The organism is Ferrovibrio sp. GW821-FHT12B10 (genome assembly GCF_058807515.1).
Window position 1 is genome coordinate 1,244,077 of sequence record NZ_JBXAQT010000001.1, and the last position, 18,698, is coordinate 1,262,774.

The following is an 18,698-nucleotide window of genomic DNA, read 5'->3' on the forward strand; positions in this document are numbered from 1 at the left end:
TTAAGCCGGAGGGGAATTTAAATCCAGCCATCCCCACTGGACGGGAGGGTCCCGCTAGGCTTGAATCCCGCCTCCGTAACGCCCCTGAACATCTTAATAAATCGGACCAGCAGCCATGACCGCGCCCCGCACCCTGTATGACAAGATCTGGGACAGCCATCTCGTCGATATCGACGCCGACGGCAACGGCCTGCTCTACATCGACCTGCATCTGGTCCATGAGGTCACCTCGCCGCAGGCCTTCGCCGGCCTGAAGGCCGCCGGCCGCAAGGTGCGCCGCCCCGACCGCACCGTCGCCGTCCCCGACCATAACGTGCCGACCACGCCGGACCGCCTGCAGTTCGTGTTCGAGGATGAGGAAGCGCGGATCCAGGTCGAGACGCTGGACCGCAACGCCAAGGAATACGGTGTCAACTACTACCCGATGAACGACGTCAACCAGGGCATCGTGCATATCGTCGGCCCGGAGCAGGGCTATACCCAGCCCGGCATGACGATTGTCTGCGGCGACAGCCACACCTCGACCCATGGCGCCTTCGGCAGCCTGGCGTTTGGCATCGGCACCTCGGAGGTCGAGCATGTGCTCGCCACCCAGACCCTGCCGCAGCGCAAGGCCAAGAACATGAAGATCAACATCGACGGCGAGCTGGGCCCGGGCGTCACCGCCAAGGACATCATCCTCGCCATCATCGGCAAGATCGGCACCGCCGGCGGCACCGGCTATGTGATGGAATACACTGGCAGCGCCATCCGTGCGCTCTCGATGGAAGGCCGCATGACGGTGTGCAACATGTCGATCGAAGCCGGCGCGCGCGCCGGACTCATTGCCCCCGATGAAAAGACCTTCGCCTATGTGCAGGGCAAGCCGCATGCCCCCAAGGGCGCGGCCTTCGAGCAGGCGCTGGCCTGGTGGAAGACGCTGCCGTCGGATGATGGCGCGCATTACGACACCGTCGTCGAACTGAAGGCGTCCGAGATTGCACCCCATATCACCTGGGGTACCAGCCCGCAGGACGTGGCGCCGATCACCGGCGTGGTGCCGAACCCGGCCGATGTGAAGGACGAGCAGAAGCGGGCGGCGCTGGAACGCGCACTCAATTACATGGGGCTGAAGGCCGGCGAGAAGCTCGACACCGTGCCGGTGCAGCGCGTCTTCATCGGCTCCTGCACCAACGGCCGCATCGAGGACATGCGCGCCGCCGCCGCTATCGCCAAGGGCCGCAAGGTGGCCGCCGGTGTGCATGCGATGGTGGTGCCCGGCTCGGGCCTGGTGAAGAACCAGGCCGAAGAAGAGGGTCTGGACAAGATCTTCCGCGAAGCAGGCTTCGAATGGCGCGAGCCCGGCTGCTCGATGTGCCTGGCGATGAATGCCGACAAGCTGAAACCGGAAGAGCGCTGCGCCAGCACGTCGAACCGCAACTTCGAAGGCCGCCAGGGCGCGCGCGGCCGCACCCATCTGATGAGCCCGGCCATGGCGGCCGCCGCAGCCATCGCCGGCACGTTGACCGACGTGCGCAAGATCTGAGCGGGAGAGAGATCATGGACAAGTTCACCACGCTGACCGCCGTCGCCGCCCCGCTGCCGATGATCAATGTCGACACCGACATGATCATCCCCAAGCAGTTCCTCAAGACCGTGGAGCGCACCGGCCTGGCCAAAGGCCTGTTCTTCGAACTGCGCGAGACCCCGGACGGCAAGCCGGTGCCGGAGTTCTTCATGAACCAGCCGCAGTACAAGGGTGCGCAGATCCTGGTCGCCGGTGACAACTTCGGCTGCGGCTCGTCGCGCGAGCATGCACCCTGGGCGCTGCTCGACTACGGCATCCGCTGCGTGATCTCGACCAGTTACGCCGACATCTTCTACAACAACTGCTTCCAGAACGGCATCCTGCCGATCACGCTGCCGAAGGCCGATGTCGACAAGCTGATGGACGCCGCCAAACGTGGCCACAATGCCCGCATTTCCGTCGACCTGGAAAAACAGGAAGTCACCGGCCCCGATGGCAACGTGATCAAGTTCGAGATCGATGCGCACAAGAAGCATTGCCTGCTCAATGGCCTCGACAATATCGGGCTGACGCTGGAGAAGAAGTCGAAGATCGACAGCTTCGAGGGCAAGCAGCATGGCACCCAGCCCTGGCTCTACGCCCAGGCGGGCCGGTAACCCACGCCCCATTATCGTCATCCCCGCGAAAGCGGGGATCCCATTTTTAATGGGGCCCCGGGTCAAGCCCGGGGTGACGTAGAATAGAAAGAACAGAGGAACACAAGAATGGCTTCCAATCGTACGATGCTGATGCTGCCCGGCGACGGGATCGGCCCTGAGGTGATGGGCGAGGTCCGCCGCGTCATCGACTGGATGGACAAGCGCCGGCATGTCTCCTTCGACGTCAAGGAAGACCTGGTCGGCGGCTCGGCCTTCGACAAGCACGGCACGCCGCTGGCTGACAAGACGATGCAGGATGCGCTGGATTGCGGCGTGGTGCTGCTTGGCGCCGTCGGCGGCCCGAAATGGGACAACCTGCCCTTCGACCAGAAGCCCGAGCGCGGCCTGCTGCGCCTGCGCAAGGAGATGGACCTGTTCGCCAACCTGCGTCCGGCCAAGTGCTTCGATGCGCTGGTGGATGCCAGCAGCCTGAAGCCCGAGATCGTGAGGGGCCTCGACATCATGATCGTGCGCGAACTGACCGGTGGCGTGTATTTCGGCCAGCCGCGCGGCATCGAGACGCTGCCCAACGGCGAGCGCCGCGGCATCAACACGCAGGTCTACACCACCAGCGAAATCCGCCGCGTGGCGGCTGTCGCCTTCGAACTGGCCAAGAAGCGCGGCAACAAGGTGACCTCGCTGGAAAAGGCCAACGTGATGGAATCCGGCGTGCTGTGGCGCGAGGAAGTCACCAAGCTGCACCAGGAGCAGTTCAAGGACGTGCAGCTGGAGCATATGTATGCCGATAACGGCGCCATGCAGCTGGTGCGCGCGCCCAAGCAGTTCGATGTCATGGTGACCGACAACCTGTTCGGCGACATCCTGTCGGACGCCGCCGCCATGCTGACCGGCTCGCTCGGCATGCTGCCGTCGGCGTCGCTTGGCGCCGCCGACCCGGCCACCGGCCGCCGCATGGCGCTGTTCGAGCCGGTGCATGGCTCGGCGCCGGACATTTCCGGCAAGGGCATCGCCAATCCGCTCGCCACCATCCAGAGCTTCTCGATGGCGCTGCGCTATGCCTATGACCTCAGCGCGGATGCCGACCTGATCGACCAGGCGGCCGAGAATGTGCTGAGCAAGGGCATCCGCACCGCCGATCTGGGCGGTGGCGGCACCCGCGTGGGCACCACCGGCATGGGCGACGCCCTGCTGATGGAGCTCGACAAGCTGGCCGCGTAAGCCATCTGTCATATGACGAAAGATCAAGGCCGGGACTTCTCCCGGCCTTTTTCTTGTCTTGCATGACCCCGTGGATTTCGGCGACTGTTGGCCGTCGTCTGGGAGGGTGACACATGCTGAAACTGATCGGCCGCAACATGTCGCCCTATTCCCGCCGCGTCGCCGTGGCGATGACACTGCTCGACATTCCCCATACCCGCGAATATCTCTCGGTCACCGCCGATCCCGAACGCGGGCTGGAGCTCAATCCGGTCGGCCGCGTGCCGGTGCTGGAGCTGGACGGCGGCGAACGCCTGATCGAATCCGCCGCCATCCTCGATTATGTGATGGAGCTGGTCGGCCCGGCGAAGAGCCTGATCCCGCCGCATGGCCGCACACGCCGCGACTGCATTCAATTGATGTCGATCGGCAGCGGCGTGATGGACAAGGCGGTGAACGCCATCTACGAGGTGAAGCGCCGGCCGGCCGAGAAGGTGCACGAACCCTGGCGGCAGCATCTGCTACGCCAGGCCAGCGGCGGACTGGCGGCGCTCGACTCCCACAAGATGGGTCCCTGGCTGCTGGGCGAACAACTGAGCATGGCCGATATCACGGCCGCCGTGCTGGTCAGCTTCCTGCGCGCGATGCTGCCCGACGACCTGGTACCGGCAGGTCTCTATCCCAATCTCTATGACCTGACCGACCGCGCGGAAAAACTGCCCTGCTTCCAGGCGCACAAGCTGGAAACGCCCTAACCCTTCAGCGCATGGCTGGCGAGCAGGCGGATATTGCCGTGTTCGATCCGCAGCAGGTCCAGCGCCGCAATGCGACCCGCAATTGGTTTCTGGAACGGCCCCATCTGGCGCTCCAGCGCCTTGGCCGAAAACACCACGCCAAAACGGGTCAGCGTCAGATGCGGCGCATAGTCGTCGCGCCCGCCGAGATCGCGATAAAGCGCCGTCAGCGGCACAGCACTGGCCGCATCCGTCATCAGCACATTGAGGAAGCGGTATTTCGGCTGATGCGGATCCTCCATCCGCTCGATGCGGTTGAACGTCACAGCGAACGGCCCGGTCACCGCAGCCACTGCCATCACCTGGCCGGCGAACCAGGCCTGGTCCGCGGGGTCATGCGGAAAGCAGAGCGTCACATGCGCGGCGACGCGCTCATGCTGCGGGTCATGGGCGCGGCGGATCGCATCGATCCAGGCCGCATCGGCCGCTGAAAACTCCGGAACCGCGATCACGGCAAACATGGCGCCAGCTTAGCGCTTCTCAAGCCGGCGCGCGATCCGCTAGGCTCAGGCCATGACCCTCTCGCTCGCCCTCGCCGCCGCCTTCGCCGGCATCCTCTATGCCGTGACACCCGGACCGGCTTTCCTGGCGCTGCTCGGCATCGGCGCCGGACAAGGGCGTCGCGCCGGGTTGCGCTTCCTGGCCGGACATCTGGCCGGCGACATCGTCTGGGGCACGCTGGCGCTGACCGCCATCATCGGCTCGGCCAGCCTCGGCACGCTGGTCTTCGACATCCTCGGTCTCGCCTGCGGCATCTACCTGATGCTGCTGGGCTGGCGCGCCATCATGGTGAAGCGCCGCGAGGATGGCGCGCTGGACACGCAGGTGACGCAGCCGCTGCGCCGCGGCCTCGCCTTCGGCCTCACCAATCCGAAAGCCTATCCGGTGGCGATCGCCATGTTCACCGCGCTGCTGGCGGCCCAGGCCGGTAGTTTGAGCTGGGCGAGCCTGCCGCCGCTGCTGGCCGCCGCCTTCTGCGGCTTCATCCTCGGTTATGCCATGCTGCTCTACATGATCGGCGCCGCACCGGTACGGCGGCTGTATCTGCGCCACGAACTCTGGATCACCCGCATCAGCGGCGTGATCTTTATCGGCTTCGGCCTGCAGGCACTCGCGCACTCGGCCACCGGATTGCTCAAGCGCTCCTGATCAGCTTTTCTTGAGCGCTTCCCGCACCAGCGGCAGGCGGTCGTTGCCGAAGAACATCTGACCATCCACGAAGATCGTCGGCGAGCCGAAGCCGCCCCGCGCGATCACTTCATCCGTATTGGCCTTGAGCTGCGCCTTGATCGCCGGATCGTTGATCGCCTGCGCCATCCGCGCTGCGTCGAGGCCGACGCGGGTCGCCGCCTCGACCACCACGTCGTCCTGGCTGATATCGCGGTTCTCGGCCCAGTACATCTCGAAGACGGCCTGCGACAGCGTGGCATCCTTGCCGAAATCTTTCGCCCACAGGATGGCGCGCAGCGCCTTCACGCTGTTCACCGGAAAGACGGCGGGCGGAAACGTGATGGTGATGCCGGCGAGTTTCGCCCAGGCCTGCATGTCCTGCTGCACCCAGGCATCGCGCGCCGGCACCGGATTCTCGCGCATGCGGTACATGGTCGGATTGATGGCATTGAACACGCCGCCGACCAGAAAGGGTCGCCAGACGATATTCGCCCCGAACTCGGCCGCCAGCGGCTGGATGTTGGTGAAGGCCAGATAGGTCCACGGAGAAGAGACGTCGTAGAAGAATTCTATTGTTTTCATCAGATTGATGCCTCTTTATTGGTCTGCATTTAAATGAACCAAAAATGGCTAAAAATCACTCGCCGATAGAAAAAGCCGAACGGCTTGAAAAAATTTCTGCCAACCTTGAACGGGAAGCGGAACGAGCGATCATTTTTAGAAATCTGTTTGATCGAGCAAATCGCAAAGATGACGTTGTAAAAGCATTCAACAATTCTTACGAAGTGCATGGGTTAAACGGATTAACCCAAATACTCCTTCAAGAGATGATATTAATAATAGTGAAGGTTCACGACACATTTGATCCGAATAGAAACGACAATCTGGATCGAGCGTGCTTCAAACACGCGCGGCACTTACTCTCAGATCAGAATGTCGTTGAAATATTTGCCTCCAAAGCCAGGGCAAGAGCACATGAACTCCAGCAACAGAACTTCTATGAGCAACACACTCGCGAACTCATAAAGAAGTTTGATGATGCATGCCATTCCTTAGGTAGTGAGCCACACAGTATGTGGTTAAGAACTTTACGAGATTTCAGAAACAACCACCTAGCTCATAGTCTCCTAGATGTTGAGGAAGATCCACTACCGAAATTAGGCTACATAACCGATTTACTTGATTTTAGTTTGCCCATTATCAGCGACATAAAAACCATAACTTCCGGCGATATTCCCGACTTTGAAGGTCTGCAAGGCATATACAAAAACGTCGCCAATCGTTTCTGGACAGCTTCGGTGCGCGGAATGGAATCAAAAAAATAAAGCTCTGCTATGCCTTGGCAGGCACCAGGATGAAGCCGGCGCGTGGGAAATGCACATGCACCGTGCCGGTCTCCGGCGTTTCGCGGCGGATCGTCACGCTCTGGGCGTCCAGCCCAACCAGCGCGCCGATGGTGGCATCGCGGCCGGTATCGTCGGGCGTCACGCTGACCATGGCGCCCTCGGCGAGGCCGAGTGTGTTGGCGCAGACGCCACCTTTCAGCGGCGCCGGCTCGGCATTTTTCGCGACCTCGATGGCGGCCTTGGAGTCCATCTCGGTCGGGCTGCCATGGCCGAAGCCCTTCATGCGGTCGGCCCAGACATTCAGCGCCGTGTAATCGGCGAGATCGGTGGCTTTCGCCCGGTCGCGCACGAACCAGACGCAGTGATAGACCGCGAGATCGGCGAGGCTGGGTGCATCACCGAACAGGAATTTGCGGCCGTCATGCAGCGCATCCTCGATCCAGCCCAGATGCGCGCGCAGCGGGCCGTTCATCACCGCGGCCTGCATTTTCATCTTGCTGCGGTCGATGGTGCGGCCGGAAAACTTGGCGCGATCTTCGAGGAAGGCATCGGGCATCTGCTCGCCCATCAGGCCGAAAGCGATGGCGACCGAGGCCGAGAAGAGCTGATGGTCGGCCCAGTAGGCGACGCCCTCGGCCAGCCCCTTGGACGCGCCGGGATAGAAGCTGGGCGAGGGATGCCGGCGCTCGATTTCGCGCAGGATGATCTGGGTATCGCAGTAGATATCGGCGCCGATCTGCATCACCGGGGTCTTGCGATAGGCGCCGGTCAGCGCGGTGAGGTCGGGCTTGGGCATCATCGGCGGAATCTTCACCGACTGCCAGGCCGCCTGCTTGATGCCGAAGGCGATGCGCACCTTCTCCGAGAAGGGTGAAGTGCCATAGTGGTGCAGGATCAGCTCGGCCATTCTCGGGTCCCTCCGGTTATTACCTTTGCGGGAAGATTAAGGCCGCTGCCGTTACGTCAGGCAAGGGCGGACAACAGCTGGTCCTGCAATTGTGCGAGCTGCCGCGAGAAGACCGCAGGATTATCCAGCGCGCGACTCAGCACCAGTGCGCCCTGAATACCGGAGACAGCGGTTTCCGCCAGGATACGGGGATCCTTTGCGCCACCGCGCGTCAGTGTTTCGCTGAGCGCTGCGATCCATTGCGCAAAATAGGCCTGCACGGCGACGGCGAAGCGGTCGCGTGTGGCGTCCAGCGCGAAGGCGCCGACCAGGCAGATGCGGCGGCCACTGCGGAAATAGGCCTCGGTCGCATCGAACATGGCGGTGACGGCTGCGCGCGAATCATCGGAGGCCCGCAGCGGCGCAAAAACCTCGGTCTCGAACCAGCGGTCGACATGACCGAGCACTTCGGCCGCCATCTCGTCCTTGCCGCCGGGAAAATGGTTGTACAGGCTGCCCTTGCCCAGCCCCGAGGCTTCGGTGATGGCACTCAAACTCGCGCCCTCGAAGCCCTGCGCGCGGAACACTTCGGCGATACGGGCGATCGCCTCCTCGCGGGTGATCAGGGCTGCGGGCATTACAGCCCCAAATCCGTCAATCCCGGATGATCATCCGGACGGCGGCCGAGCGGCCAATGGAACTTGCGGTCGGATTCATTGATGCGCACGTCGTTGATGCTGGCCTCGCGGCGCTCCATCAGGCCATTGGCGTCGAACTGCCACTGCTCGTTGCCATGGCTGCGATACCACTGGCCATTATCGTCGCGCCATTCATAGGCAAAGCGCGCCGCGATGCGGTTGCCGGTGAAGGCCCAGACTTCCTTGATCAGGCGGTAGTCCAGCTCGCGCTGCCATTTGCGGGTCAGGAATTCCTCGATCTGCACCCGGCCCCGGATGAACTCAGCCCGGTTGCGCCAGATGCTCTGCTCGGTATAGGCCAGCGCCACCTTGGCCGGGTCGCGGTTATTCCAGGCATCCTCGGCCATGCGGGCCTTCTGGGCAGCGGTCTCGGCGGTGAAGGGCGGCAGGGGCGGACGGGACATGCTTGGCTCTAGGGATTTTATTGTACTGATAGGTACAATACTGGCCCGCCGGTGTCAACCAGTGCAATTTCCCGCTTGATATGCGGGGTTTAGCGGCCTAATTTCCGCCTCGCCTGCCGGGCGCGGCCTGCCGGGCACCAACATTCGTCTCGTGTTCCTCTAAGTCCGCCGGGTGTCGACCTGCCGGACGCAGCGAAAGAAGGCCAGATATGACCTATAAGGTCGCCGTTGTCGGCGCCACCGGTGTGGTGGGCCGTGAAATGCTCAACATCCTCCACGAGCGCCGCTTCCCGGTTTCGGAAGTCGTTGCCCTTGCGTCGCGCCGCAGCGTCGGCCGCGACGTCATGTATGGCGACAAGCATATCAAGGTGAAGGCGCTGGAAGACTTCGACTTCCGCGGCACCGACATCGCGATGTTCTCGGCCGGCGGCGCCACCTCGAAGGAATGGGCACCCCGCGTGGCCGCCCAGGGCGCCATCGTGATCGACAATTCCAGCCAGTGGCGCATGGACCCGGACGTTCCGCTGATCGTGCCGGAAGTGAATGCCGACGCCATCGGCGGCTACACCAAGAAGGGCATCATCGCCAATCCGAACTGCTCGACCGCGCAGCTCGTGGTCGCGCTGAAGCCGCTGCATGATCGCGCCACCATCAAGCGCGTCGTCGTCGCCACCTACCAGTCCGTCTCGGGTGCCGGCAACGAAGGCGTCACCGAGCTGGAGCGCCAGACCAAGCAGATCCTGGTCAACGATCCGGTGGTGCGCGAGAAGTTCACCAAGCAGATCGCCTTCAACGTCATTCCTCATATCGACGTCTTCATGGACGACGGTTACACCAAGGAGGAATGGAAGATGACGGCCGAGACCAAGAAGATTCTCGACCCCAAGATCAAGCTGACCGCCACCTGCGTGCGCGTGCCGGTGTTCATCGGCCATTCCGAAGCCGTGAATATCGAATTCGAGCAGCCGATCTCGGCCGAAGAGGCGACTGAAATCCTCTCGACCGCGCCGGGCGTGCAGGTGCTGGATCGCCGCGAGGACGGCGGCTACATCACGCCGCTGGATTGCGCCGGCGACTACAACACCTTCGTGTCGCGCATCCGCGAGGACTTCACCGTCGATAACGGCCTGGTCATGTGGGTGGTGTCGGACAACCTGCGCAAGGGCGCGGCGCTGAACGCCGTGCAGATCGCCGAAGTTCTGGCCGCCAAGCATCTGAAAAAGCAGGCGGCGTAAGCTTTACAGTAGAAGCTGAGTTCCAACTTTACGGGCCGTCTCGCAAGGGACGGCCCGTTTTCTTTGGTCACCAGCGCAAGACGCGCCGCCCGATCAATGCGCCCAGCGCCACCAGCATCGCAATGCCGATGGAATACCAGGTGACCACGAAGAGCGGGCTGTCGTCGGGGCAGTGCGCCGCATAGAGCGCAGCCGAGAAACCACCGGCCACCAGCCCGGCCACAGCGCCGGCCAGCGCCGGGTGGCCCGGCGCGCCACGCCGCAGCGCCAGCAGCAGCAGGCCGAGCGGCGCCAGACCCATCAGCGGGATGTAGGTGATGCAGGTGCGCGCATTGCGCCCGACCAGCGCCGCGCCCCAGTCCGACGCCGGCAAGGCCGAGAGTTCGAGCCCGACGCCGAACAGCAGCAGGCCCGGCGCGAGGAAGATGGCGATGCGCCACAGGCCGAGCGGCAGGCCCGGACGGATCAGCCGCAGCACCAGGCCGGTGGCGGCAACCGCCAGGCTGAGCGTGACCGCGAATTTCAGCAGGAAGCGCAGATTGTCCAGCGACTGCAGCGCATTGGCACGCGGCCCCAGCAACCAGAGGAACAGCGCCACTGCGACCACCAGTCCGCCGATCGTGGCCAGCGCCACGCGCTGCTGCAGGCCAAAGCCGCGGACCGGCGCATCGGCGGCCAGGGCGCGGATCAGATCGTCGGTTTTCATCCTTCGGCTCCTCTCAGGCGCAGCGCCAGTGCGGCCAGGCCACGATGCAGCGCGACACGCACCGCACCTTCGGTCATCCCAAGCCGCCCCGCCGTGTCGCGGATCGACACGCCTTCCACGGCGATGGCTTCCACCACCTTGCGCTGGCCCGGCGCCAGCGCATCGAGATGACGCGCCACATCCTGCCGCACGGTGGTCTGTTCCGGTTCCGGCGTGGCCAACACATCGCTCAGCACGTCGATATCCAGCTCGATGCCGCGACGGCCGCGACGGCGCAGCGCATCGACCAGCTTGTTGCGGGCGATGGCGCGGATCCACGGGCCGATCGGCAGGTCGGTCTGCCAGGTCTGCCGCTTCAGGTGGATGGCCAGCAATGTCTCCTGCACCACATCCTCCGCATCCGCCGTTGTCAGCCCGAACCGCAGGCAGCCGCGTCGCGCAGCCACGCGCAGCACCGGGGCCAGTGCCGCGAGCAGGGCCTGGTAGGCCATGCCGTCGCCGCTCAAGGCAGCCTGCATCAAGGGCGCCCATTCGGTTTCGGCCCGGTCAGTTGCCGGCGCGCTCGTCATTCCTTCACGCTCATCATTCGCTGGCATATAGCCCGATGTTACGCCCCGATGGCAAAAAAACTTTTCCCACACGAAGCCGTGAGCGGTGTGACGCCGGAACGAGCGGCGGCGAATGATCTGCAGATGCGTGCAATACAGGCCGAGACGCCGTGCCGCTCATCAACCCCGCGGTTGCGAAGGAAATGCCTTGTTCACCAAGCCCCACCTGATCGCCGCCGTGCTGGCCGGCGCCCTCTCCGTGGCAGCCGGCCTGGCCTCGCCATGAAGGACGCCATGCCGATGAAGGATACGGCCGGCACCATGAAGAAGGACGATATGAAGAAATAAGCCGGCGCTGACCCGGGTGCTGCAGCGCCGGCACCCGGTTTTTCCCAATCTTCCGACCACCCTGCCCAGATGCCTGGGCCAGGCGCCTGGGCCAAGCGCCCGGGGCGCCTGACAGAATTGGTGCGTTGCGCCGGCGACCAAGCTTCGCTGTAATGCGGTCATCAATGACCGCTTTTTCCCTTCCCGACGACGCCAGCCCGCAAATCCGTCAGGCCCACGACTACTGGCAGCAGATCGTGCCTGCGCCGGGTCTGCTGCCGGGACGGCAGCATTTCGACCCGCTCGATATACCATCCCTGCTGCCGCATGTCTGGCTGGTCGATGTCAGCACCGGCCCGCCGCCGGTCTTCCGCTATCGCCTGGTCGGCACGGCCGTGGATCGCGCCATGGGTCGCACCCATACCGGCCAGCGCATGGACGAGGTGATGCCGGACTTCTTCCTCAAGCCCGCGGTCTGCGGGCCTTACCTTGCCATGCTGACGGCGCCGCAGCCGAACTATCGCAAGGGCGTGCCGCTGTTCGCCCATAACCGGCTGTATCACGCGCTGGAGCGCATCCTGTTGCCGATGGCGCGCGATGGCGTCACCGTCGACATGCTGTTCTGCGTCACACTGTTCTACATGCCCGATGGCACCGTGATCGGACCTTACCCATGAGCGACGCTTTCATCCTGCCCGCCGAGGCCCATGCGCTGATCCGGCAGGCCTTCGACTACTGGACCAGTCTGCGCCCGGCGCCGGACCGCCTGCCCGGCCGCCAGCATGTGGAGCCCACCGCGATCCCCAGGCTGCTGTCGCATCTCTGGATGGTCGACGTGCAGCAGCAGCCGGGCGAACAGCCGCCGCTGCGCTTCCGCTATCGCCTGCTCGGCACCGCCGTGCGCCGCGTGACGGACAGCGGCGAAACCGTGGTCGGCCGCTGGCTCGACGAGGTCGATGCGGATTTCGTCCCGAGCGGGCGCTACGAGGCTTTTGCCGCGCCGACCCTGAGCGGCCAGCCGGCCTATCGCAAGGGCGTACCGGCGTTTCCGCTGGGCCTGGAGCATCTGACGGTGCAGCGGCTGTTCATGCCACTGGCCGCCGACGGCAGCCATGTCGACATGCTGTTCTGCGTCTCCCTGTTCCTCTCGGCCAGCGGCAAGCTGATGGATCCGGGCTGATGATCACGCTGCCCGAAACGGCGCATCCGTTGATGCAGGACGGGCTGGCATGGTGGCGCGCCATCGCGCCGGCCGGCGACCGGCTGCCGGGACGACAGCATATCCAGCCGACCATCATTCCCCGGCTGCTGCCGCATCTGTGGCTGCTGGACGTGCACCGCACGCCGCAGGGCGGCCTGCGGCTGCACTATCGCCTGGTCGGCAGTCATGTCGATCTGGGCTTCGGCTCATCCAAGACCGGGCGCTGGTTCGACGAGGCCGAACCGGCCTTTGCCACCGATCCGGTCATGCAGGCGCCTTACATCGCGGCTGTCGACCGCCACGAACCAAGCTACCGCCAGGGCAAACCGCGCTTCGGCTTCAACAGCAGCGCGGCCTCGCTGGAGCGCCTGCTGCTGCCGCTGGCCACCGACGGCGAGACCGTCGACATGCTGCTCGGCTTCACCATCTTCTACGACAGCCACGGCGCCATCATCCGCGCCGCGCTATAGGTTTTCAGCGCACGCGCTGGATATCGGGCTCGACCTGCGGCTTCAACAGCGCATCCTGCAGCAGCTCCAGCCGCATTTCCGGCACATGGTGTTCCTGCGCATCGCGCAACAGGGTGAAGGTGCCCGCCATCGCCTGCAGCAGTGCCTTCTTGGCGCTGCGGCCCTTGAGCCGGTTGGCGAGGAACAGTGACGCGAACAGATCGCCGGCGCCCTTGGGCAGGCCCTCGCCCAGATCGGGCACGGCGGCAAGCCAGGCGCCATCGCCATTCACCAGCAGCGCCTCCAGTTTGCCCTGGCCGCCGTCATCCCGATGCAGCGTGGTGGCGATCACTGTCGGCGGACCCTTCAGGCGCAGCGCATCGCAGGCCGCCAGTGCTGCCGGCAGGTCGCGCACCGCGCCGCCGGTGAGGAAATCCAGCTCGAAACCGTTCGGCGTGATGATGTCGGCCGAAGGAAACAGATGATCGCGGATGTAAGCCGGCAGGCTGGCATCGACATACAGCCCGCTGTCGGTATCGCCCATCACCGGGTCGCAGAGGAAGACGGCATTGGGGTTGGCGGCCTTGACCGCCAGCGCGGCGCGGCCGGCGGCTTCGGCCGTGCGCGGGTTGCCGAGCCAGCCGAGCAGCACGGCATCGATCTGGCGCCATTCAGGCCGCGTCTGCAACGCAGCGATCCAGGCATCCATTTCCTCGGGCGCGGTGGGGCGATGCGCCGGCGGGCCGTAGGAGGGATTGAAGGCCAGCAGGCCGGTGGGGATGGCCCAGACCTCGATGCCATGGCGCTGCAGCGGAAACACGCCGGCATTGTTGCCGACATGGCCGTAGATGACCTGACTCTGGATGCTGAGCACGCGCATGGCCGGGGGTCCCAAGGTCGTAATTACACGGACGATTGCTGTCGTGACGGAAACTTGCCACGACCCTGCCCCCGATTATAGTGGCGGGGCCTTTTGCATTGCAGCATAGCCAAAGAGACAGCCGCATGACCGTTTCCGTCCGTCCCCGCCGCTCCGTGCTTTACATGCCGGGCTCCAATGCCCGGGCGCTGGAGAAGGCCAGGACCCTGCCGGCCGATGCCCTGATCCTCGATCTGGAAGATGCCGTGGCGCCGGACCAGAAGACGCTGGCCCGCGAGCAGGTCTGCGTCGCCGTCAATGCCGGCGGCTATGGCGGGCGCGAGTTGGTCATCCGCACCAACGGTCTCGACACGCCCTGGGGCGTGGAAGACGTGATCGCCGCCGCGAAAGCCGGCCCCGATGCCATCCTGCTGCCCAAGGTGGAAACCGCCGCCCAGGTGCAGGAGGCCGAGCAGCTGCTGAACCAGCATGGCGCGCCGGACAAGACCACCATCTGGTGCATGATGGAAACGCCGAAAGGCATCCTGCATGCCGAAACCATCGCGGCCTCCTCCAAGCGCCTGTCCGCTTTTGTCATGGGCACATCCGATCTGGTGAAGGACCTGAACGCGCAGCACACGCCGATGCGGCTGCCCGTCATCACTGCGCTGGGCCTGTGCATGCTCGCCGCCCGCGCGTACGGCTTGACCATCCTCGACGGCGTGCATCTCGATCTCGATGATGACGCTGGCTTCGAGGCCGCCTGCCGCCAGGGCCTGGAGCTGGGCTTCGACGGCAAGACGCTGATCCATCCCAAGACCATCGCCATCGCCAATCATGTCTTCGCGCCGAGTGCCGCCCAGGTGGCACATGCGCATAAGATCATCGCCGCCTTCGAGGCCGCCACGAAAGAGGGCAAGGCCGTGGTGCTGGTCGACGGCAAGCTGGTGGAAAACCTGCATGTCGAGCAGGCGAAGAAGCTGGCGGCGCTGGCCGATGCCATCGCCAGGCTGCAGGCGGCTGCCTGATGAGTACCAAGACCAATCCGGGCAACTATTTCGAGGATTTCAAGCTCGGCCAGGAGCTACGCCATGCGACACCGCGCACGGTGACGCAGGGCGATGTGGCGTTGTACACGGCACTCTATGGCCCACGCTTCGCCGTGCAGTCAGCCGATACATTCGCGCAATCCATCGGTCTGAAAGGCGCGCCGATCGACGATCTGCTGGCCTTTCATGTGATCTTCGGCAAGACCGTGCCGGATGTGTCACTGAACGCAGTGGCCAATCTGGGCTATGCGCAATGCCGCTGGCTGAAGCCGGTATTCGCCGGCGATACGCTGCACACCGTGTCGACCGTGATCGGCCTGAAAGAGAATTCAAACAAGAAGACCGGCGTGGTCTATGTGCGCAGCGTCGGCTATCGCGGCAATGAGGCCGTGCTGGATTACGTGCGCTGGGTGATGGTGCGCAAGCGCGACGAGAGCGCTGTCATCGCGGACGAGAAAGTGCCGCAGCTCAGCGACCGTGTCGCGCCGGAAGACTTGCAGATACCGGCCGGGCTGAACTGTAAGACTTACGACTGGACGCTGGCCGGCAGCAACCAGGCCTTCGACGATTATGCCGTGGGCGAGAGAATCGACCATGTCGACGGCATGACGATCGAGGAAGCCGAGCACATGCTGGCGACGCGGCTTTACCAGAACACCGCGAAGGTGCATTTCGACCAGTTCCGGCAGGGTCAGGACAAGCTCGGCCGCCGCCTGATCTATGGCGGCCATGTCATCAGCCTGGTGCGCGCCCTCAGCTTCAACGGGCTGGCCAACGCGATCTTCGTCGCCGCCATCAATGGCGGCCGCCATGTGAACCCGACCTTGGCCGGCCATACGGTCTATGCCTGGTCGGAGGTGCTGGAGAAGGCCGAGCTGCCGGGTCGCCGCGATCTCGGCGCCTTGCGCATCCGCACCATCGGGCTGAAGGATCAACCAGGCGCCGGCTTCCCGGACAAGGACGCGGCCGGCAAATACCCCGACAGCGTAGTGCTGGACCTGGATTACTGGGTGCTGATGCCGCAGCGGGCCTGACACCTCGAAATTGATGTTAATTTAGGCAAAAGCACAGCCTTTCGGCAGAAATTTGCCGAATTTGGCGGCAACTGTTATACTCTCGTTGCCCGCCTACCTGTTTTCCAGCATTTCCCGTGCCGCCTCACCGGCATGCCCTTTGCTTGGGCATCCTGCCCAATTTGCCGGCGTTTCGCCCGCCGGCAGAGGACGGCCGAACCGTTTCGCCAAACGATAAAAACAGGGTGGGATTCCCAATGACCGTCTTTTCGCTGCGCCGCCTTGCGGCGTCCGCTCTCCTATTGCCTCTCATGTCCCTGCCGGCCTTTGCCGCCGAGGACAAGCCGCTGGATGCGGCCAATACCGCCTGGCTGCTGACCGCCACGGCGCTGGTGCTGTTCATGACCCTGCCGGGCCTGGCGCTGTTCTATGCCGGTCTGGTGCGCGCACGGAATGCGCTCAGCGTCGTCATGCATTGCGTGCTGATCGCGGTGCTGGTTTCGCTGCTCTGGCTGATCGCCGGCTACAGCCTCGCCTTCACCGATGGCGGCAACCTGCAAAGCTGGATCGGCAGTTTCGACCGCGCCTTCATGGCCGGCGTCAGCGTCGACACGCTGCGCGACGGCCTGCCCGAGACGCTGTTCTTCATGTTCCAGATGACCTTTGCCATCATCACGCCGGCGCTGGTCGTCGGCGCCTGGCCCGAGCGCATCCGCTTCTCGGCCGTGGTGCTGTTCACGATCTTCTGGCTGTTCCTGGTCTATGTCCCGGTCTGCCACTGGATCTGGGGCAACGGCTGGCTGGCCGCACTGGGCGTGATCGATTTCGCCGGTGGCCTGGTGGTGCATGTCACCGCGGGCATGGCCGCGATCGTCGCCGCCGTGATGGTGGGCCGGCGTCGCGATTTCCCGCATGAACCGCTGCTGCCGCACAATCCGGGCATGACCGCCACGGGTGCCGGCATGCTGTGGGTCGGCTGGTATGGCTTCAATGCCGGCTCGGCTCTGGCGGCTGGCGGCGGCGCCGGCATGGCGATGCTGGTGACGCATGTCTCGGCCGCCACCGGCGCGCTGACCTGGATGGCCATCGAATGGATGCGCCATGGCCGTCCGTCGCTGATCGGCACGGTCACCGGGCTTGTCGCGGGTCTCGCCACCATCACCCCGGCGGCCGGCGTCGCCGGCCCGATGGGCGCGGTGCTGATCGGCCTGTGCGGCGGCATGGTCTGCTTCACCGTGACCAACCTGCTGAAACAGACGATCAAGCTGGATGACTCGCTCGACGTCTTCGCCGTGCATGGCGTGGGCGGCGCGCTCGGCACCCTGCTGGTCGCGGTCGTCGGCCAGCCCGGCTTCGGCGGCACCGGCTTTGCCGAAGGCGTCGACGCGGTCACGCAGTTTGGCAACCAGCTGCTGGGCCTGGGCGTCACGGCGGCCTGGGCCGGTGTCGTCTCCTGGGGGATCTTCGCCGGCCTGCGCGCCACCACCGGCCTGCGGGTGACCGAGGAAGACGAGTTCGACGGCCTCGACATCACCACCCATGGCGAGCGGGCCTACGATCTGCATTAAGACGGCGATCGGCATTGATCATTGCGGTCCGGCGGGGCCTTGAGAAAGGCTCCGCCGACTTGCGAATCCTTCGCAGGTTTTTGCGGCCCTGCGCACCCGACGTTACCGGTAATTTCCCTTGCCGGTGGTGGGTTTAGGCCATTAAAAACAGAGTCACCCGATGATTGACTAAGCAGGGTCCGGGACTAGTATCCGCCCTGCATTTCGGGCGCCGACTCGACCGCGTTTCCCCTGCTGTCGCCGGCGCACGCCCCATCCGCGAATGCCCAGTCGGGCGAAGGCGCAAAAAATGGCGAACGTCGAGCGACCGCTCTCCCCTCACCTGCAAATCTATCGCTGGCCCGTCACCATGGCGACGTCGATCCTGCATCGCGCCACCGGCTGCGGTCTGGCCGCCGGCACGCTGCTGCTGGCCTGGTGGCTCTGCGCCGCCGCCGCCGGCCCGGACTACTACGCGCTGGTGCAGGCCTGCCTTGGCTCGATCATCGGCAAGCTCATCCTGCTCGGCTTCAGCTGGGCGCTGTTCTATCACCTGCTGAACGGCATCCGTCATCTCTTCTGGGACAGCGGCTACGGCTACACTATCCCGGTCGCCAACAAGTCGGGCTGGGCCGTGATCCTCGGTTCGGTCGTGCTGACCGTGCTGGCCTGGATTCTCGCCTACAGCTGGAAGTGAGGAACGCATCATGAGCAAGTCCACGAACACGATGCGCACCCCGCTGAAAAAGGTGCGCGGCCTCGGCGCCGCCAAGGAAGGCGTGCAGCACTGGTGGATCCAGCGCGTGACCGCCGTTGCCATGATCCCGCTGCTGCTGATCATGGTCGTCACCGTGCTGAAGCTGGCGGGCGGCGACCATGCCGCCGTTGCCGCCGCCTTCAAGCATCCGCTGCTCGCCGTCGTCGCCCTGCTCAGCATCCTGGCCGTCTTCTGGCACCTGAAGCTCGGCCTGCAGGTGGTGATCGAGGATTACGTGCACAGCGAAGGCCTGAAGATGGCCTCGCTGCTCGCCATCACCTTCGCCACCTTCGTCGTGGGCGGCATCGCCGCCCTGTCGGTGCTCAAGCTGTTTTTCGGAGCCTAA

The 18,698-nt window shown here is 64.4% G+C and carries 23 protein-coding genes; 15 read left to right on the plus strand and 8 right to left on the minus strand.

Features of this window, described 5'->3' with window-relative positions:
- Positions 1 to 115 precede the first annotated feature (115 nt).
- The 4 genes from leuC (at position 116) to AC1RRT_RS06305 (ending at position 4,118) form a co-directional block, all read left to right on the plus strand.
- Complete coding sequence (gene leuC, locus AC1RRT_RS06290; protein ID WP_493012918.1) at positions 116 to 1,525, plus strand: 3-isopropylmalate dehydratase large subunit; 1,410 nt, start codon at positions 116 to 118, stop codon at positions 1,523 to 1,525.
- A gap of 14 nt (positions 1,526 to 1,539) precedes the next feature.
- Positions 1,540 to 2,163 carry a 3-isopropylmalate dehydratase small subunit gene (gene leuD, locus AC1RRT_RS06295; protein WP_493012919.1) on the plus strand — a complete coding sequence of 208 codons (624 nt, stop codon included), beginning with the start codon at positions 1,540 to 1,542 and terminating at the stop codon, positions 2,161 to 2,163.
- 108 nt (positions 2,164 to 2,271) lie between these two features.
- The gene (gene leuB, locus AC1RRT_RS06300) at positions 2,272 to 3,384 is read left to right on the plus strand and encodes a 3-isopropylmalate dehydrogenase (RefSeq protein WP_493012920.1); all 1,113 of its coding nucleotides are present in this window, start codon (positions 2,272 to 2,274) and stop codon (positions 3,382 to 3,384) included.
- 113 nt (positions 3,385 to 3,497) lie between these two features.
- The gene (locus AC1RRT_RS06305; RefSeq protein ID WP_493012921.1) at positions 3,498 to 4,118 is read left to right on the plus strand and encodes a glutathione S-transferase family protein; all 621 of its coding nucleotides are present in this window, start codon (positions 3,498 to 3,500) and stop codon (positions 4,116 to 4,118) included.
- Here the strand turns inward: AC1RRT_RS06305 and AC1RRT_RS06310 are convergent.
- Positions 4,115 to 4,618, minus strand: a complete 504-nt coding sequence (locus AC1RRT_RS06310; protein ID WP_493012922.1) for a 2'-5' RNA ligase family protein — start codon at positions 4,616 to 4,618, stop codon at positions 4,115 to 4,117. The two genes, AC1RRT_RS06305 and AC1RRT_RS06310, sit on opposite strands and share 4 nt — an antisense overlap.
- A 52-nt stretch (positions 4,619 to 4,670) precedes the next feature.
- Here AC1RRT_RS06310 and AC1RRT_RS06315 point away from each other — a divergent pair, with 52 nt between their 5' ends.
- Positions 4,671 to 5,306, plus strand: coding sequence for a LysE family translocator (locus AC1RRT_RS06315; RefSeq protein ID WP_493012923.1), 636 nt, complete (start codon positions 4,671 to 4,673; stop codon positions 5,304 to 5,306).
- On the opposite strand, the gene AC1RRT_RS06320 is transcribed toward AC1RRT_RS06315, so the two are convergent.
- A complete protein-coding gene (locus tag AC1RRT_RS06320) occupies positions 5,307 to 5,909 on the minus strand; it encodes a 2-hydroxychromene-2-carboxylate isomerase (protein ID WP_493012924.1) in 603 nt (200 codons plus the stop codon).
- A gap of 44 nt (positions 5,910 to 5,953) precedes the next feature.
- Between AC1RRT_RS06320 and AC1RRT_RS06325 the strand changes: the two genes are divergently transcribed.
- Positions 5,954 to 6,652, plus strand: a complete 699-nt coding sequence (locus AC1RRT_RS06325; RefSeq protein WP_493012925.1) for an AbiU2 domain-containing protein — start codon at positions 5,954 to 5,956, stop codon at positions 6,650 to 6,652.
- A 7-nt stretch (positions 6,653 to 6,659) separates the two neighbouring features.
- Here AC1RRT_RS06325 and AC1RRT_RS06330 read toward each other — a convergent pair whose 3' ends face one another.
- Genes AC1RRT_RS06330 through AC1RRT_RS06340 form a run of 3 tightly spaced genes read right to left on the minus strand, consistent with a single transcriptional unit; the run spans position 6,660 to position 8,661 of the window.
- Positions 6,660 to 7,580 (minus strand): glutathione S-transferase family protein, encoded by a 921-nt coding sequence (locus tag AC1RRT_RS06330; protein WP_493012926.1) that lies wholly within the window; start codon positions 7,578 to 7,580, stop codon positions 6,660 to 6,662.
- Positions 7,581 to 7,636: 56 nt separating this feature from the next.
- On the minus strand, positions 7,637 to 8,197 hold the full coding sequence (locus AC1RRT_RS06335; protein ID WP_493012927.1) for a TetR/AcrR family transcriptional regulator: 561 nt from the start codon (positions 8,195 to 8,197) through the stop codon (positions 7,637 to 7,639).
- A complete protein-coding gene (locus AC1RRT_RS06340; RefSeq protein ID WP_493012928.1) occupies positions 8,197 to 8,661 on the minus strand; it encodes a nuclear transport factor 2 family protein in 465 nt (154 codons plus the stop codon). The genes AC1RRT_RS06335 and AC1RRT_RS06340 overlap by 1 nt, the downstream gene beginning before the upstream one ends.
- A 209-nt stretch (positions 8,662 to 8,870) precedes the next feature.
- On the opposite strand from AC1RRT_RS06340, the gene AC1RRT_RS06345 reads away from it, so the two are divergent.
- Positions 8,871 to 9,896, plus strand: coding sequence for an aspartate-semialdehyde dehydrogenase (locus tag AC1RRT_RS06345; RefSeq protein ID WP_493012929.1), 1,026 nt, complete (start codon positions 8,871 to 8,873; stop codon positions 9,894 to 9,896).
- Positions 9,897 to 9,963: 67 nt separating this feature from the next.
- On the opposite strand, the gene AC1RRT_RS06350 is transcribed toward AC1RRT_RS06345, so the two are convergent.
- On the minus strand, positions 9,964 to 10,602 hold the full coding sequence (locus tag AC1RRT_RS06350; protein WP_493012930.1) for an NrsF family protein: 639 nt from the start codon (positions 10,600 to 10,602) through the stop codon (positions 9,964 to 9,966).
- The gene (locus AC1RRT_RS06355) at positions 10,599 to 11,171 is read right to left on the minus strand and encodes a sigma-70 family RNA polymerase sigma factor (RefSeq protein WP_493012931.1); all 573 of its coding nucleotides are present in this window, start codon (positions 11,169 to 11,171) and stop codon (positions 10,599 to 10,601) included. Before AC1RRT_RS06355 ends, AC1RRT_RS06350 begins: the two co-directional genes overlap by 4 nt.
- A 491-nt stretch (positions 11,172 to 11,662) precedes the next feature.
- Between AC1RRT_RS06355 and AC1RRT_RS06360 the strand changes: the two genes are divergently transcribed.
- From AC1RRT_RS06360 to AC1RRT_RS06370, 3 genes are read left to right on the plus strand one after another with little or no spacing between them, the layout of a single operon-like run.
- A complete protein-coding gene (locus AC1RRT_RS06360; RefSeq protein ID WP_493012932.1) occupies positions 11,663 to 12,154 on the plus strand; it encodes a PAS domain-containing protein in 492 nt (163 codons plus the stop codon).
- Positions 12,151 to 12,657 carry a PAS domain-containing protein gene (locus AC1RRT_RS06365; protein ID WP_493012933.1) on the plus strand — a complete coding sequence of 169 codons (507 nt, stop codon included), beginning with the start codon at positions 12,151 to 12,153 and terminating at the stop codon, positions 12,655 to 12,657. The genes AC1RRT_RS06360 and AC1RRT_RS06365 overlap by 4 nt, the downstream gene beginning before the upstream one ends.
- Positions 12,657 to 13,148: a PAS domain-containing protein gene (locus AC1RRT_RS06370; protein WP_493012934.1), complete on the plus strand. Its 492-nt coding sequence runs from the start codon at positions 12,657 to 12,659 to the stop codon at positions 13,146 to 13,148. The genes AC1RRT_RS06365 and AC1RRT_RS06370 overlap by 1 nt, the downstream gene beginning before the upstream one ends.
- A gap of 4 nt (positions 13,149 to 13,152) precedes the next feature.
- On the opposite strand, the gene pdxY is transcribed toward AC1RRT_RS06370, so the two are convergent.
- Complete coding sequence (gene pdxY / locus AC1RRT_RS06375) at positions 13,153 to 14,007, minus strand: pyridoxal kinase (protein WP_493012935.1); 855 nt, start codon at positions 14,005 to 14,007, stop codon at positions 13,153 to 13,155.
- A gap of 125 nt (positions 14,008 to 14,132) precedes the next feature.
- On the opposite strand from pdxY, the gene AC1RRT_RS06380 reads away from it, so the two are divergent.
- From AC1RRT_RS06380 to sdhD, 5 genes are all read left to right on the plus strand, one after another.
- On the plus strand, positions 14,133 to 15,014 hold the full coding sequence (locus tag AC1RRT_RS06380) for an HpcH/HpaI aldolase/citrate lyase family protein (protein WP_493012936.1): 882 nt from the start codon (positions 14,133 to 14,135) through the stop codon (positions 15,012 to 15,014).
- Positions 15,014 to 16,069, plus strand: coding sequence for a MaoC family dehydratase (locus AC1RRT_RS06385; protein WP_493012937.1), 1,056 nt, complete (start codon positions 15,014 to 15,016; stop codon positions 16,067 to 16,069). The genes AC1RRT_RS06380 and AC1RRT_RS06385 overlap by 1 nt, the downstream gene beginning before the upstream one ends.
- 290 nt (positions 16,070 to 16,359) lie before the next feature.
- Positions 16,360 to 17,616 carry an ammonium transporter gene (locus AC1RRT_RS06390; RefSeq protein ID WP_493012938.1) on the plus strand — a complete coding sequence of 419 codons (1,257 nt, stop codon included), beginning with the start codon at positions 16,360 to 16,362 and terminating at the stop codon, positions 17,614 to 17,616.
- Positions 17,617 to 17,905: 289 nt separating this feature from the next.
- Positions 17,906 to 18,292: a succinate dehydrogenase, cytochrome b556 subunit gene (gene sdhC, locus AC1RRT_RS06395; RefSeq protein WP_493012939.1), complete on the plus strand. Its 387-nt coding sequence runs from the start codon at positions 17,906 to 17,908 to the stop codon at positions 18,290 to 18,292.
- 10 nt (positions 18,293 to 18,302) lie between these two features.
- Positions 18,303 to 18,698 carry a succinate dehydrogenase, hydrophobic membrane anchor protein gene (gene sdhD, locus AC1RRT_RS06400; protein WP_493012940.1) on the plus strand — a complete coding sequence of 132 codons (396 nt, stop codon included), beginning with the start codon at positions 18,303 to 18,305 and terminating at the stop codon, positions 18,696 to 18,698.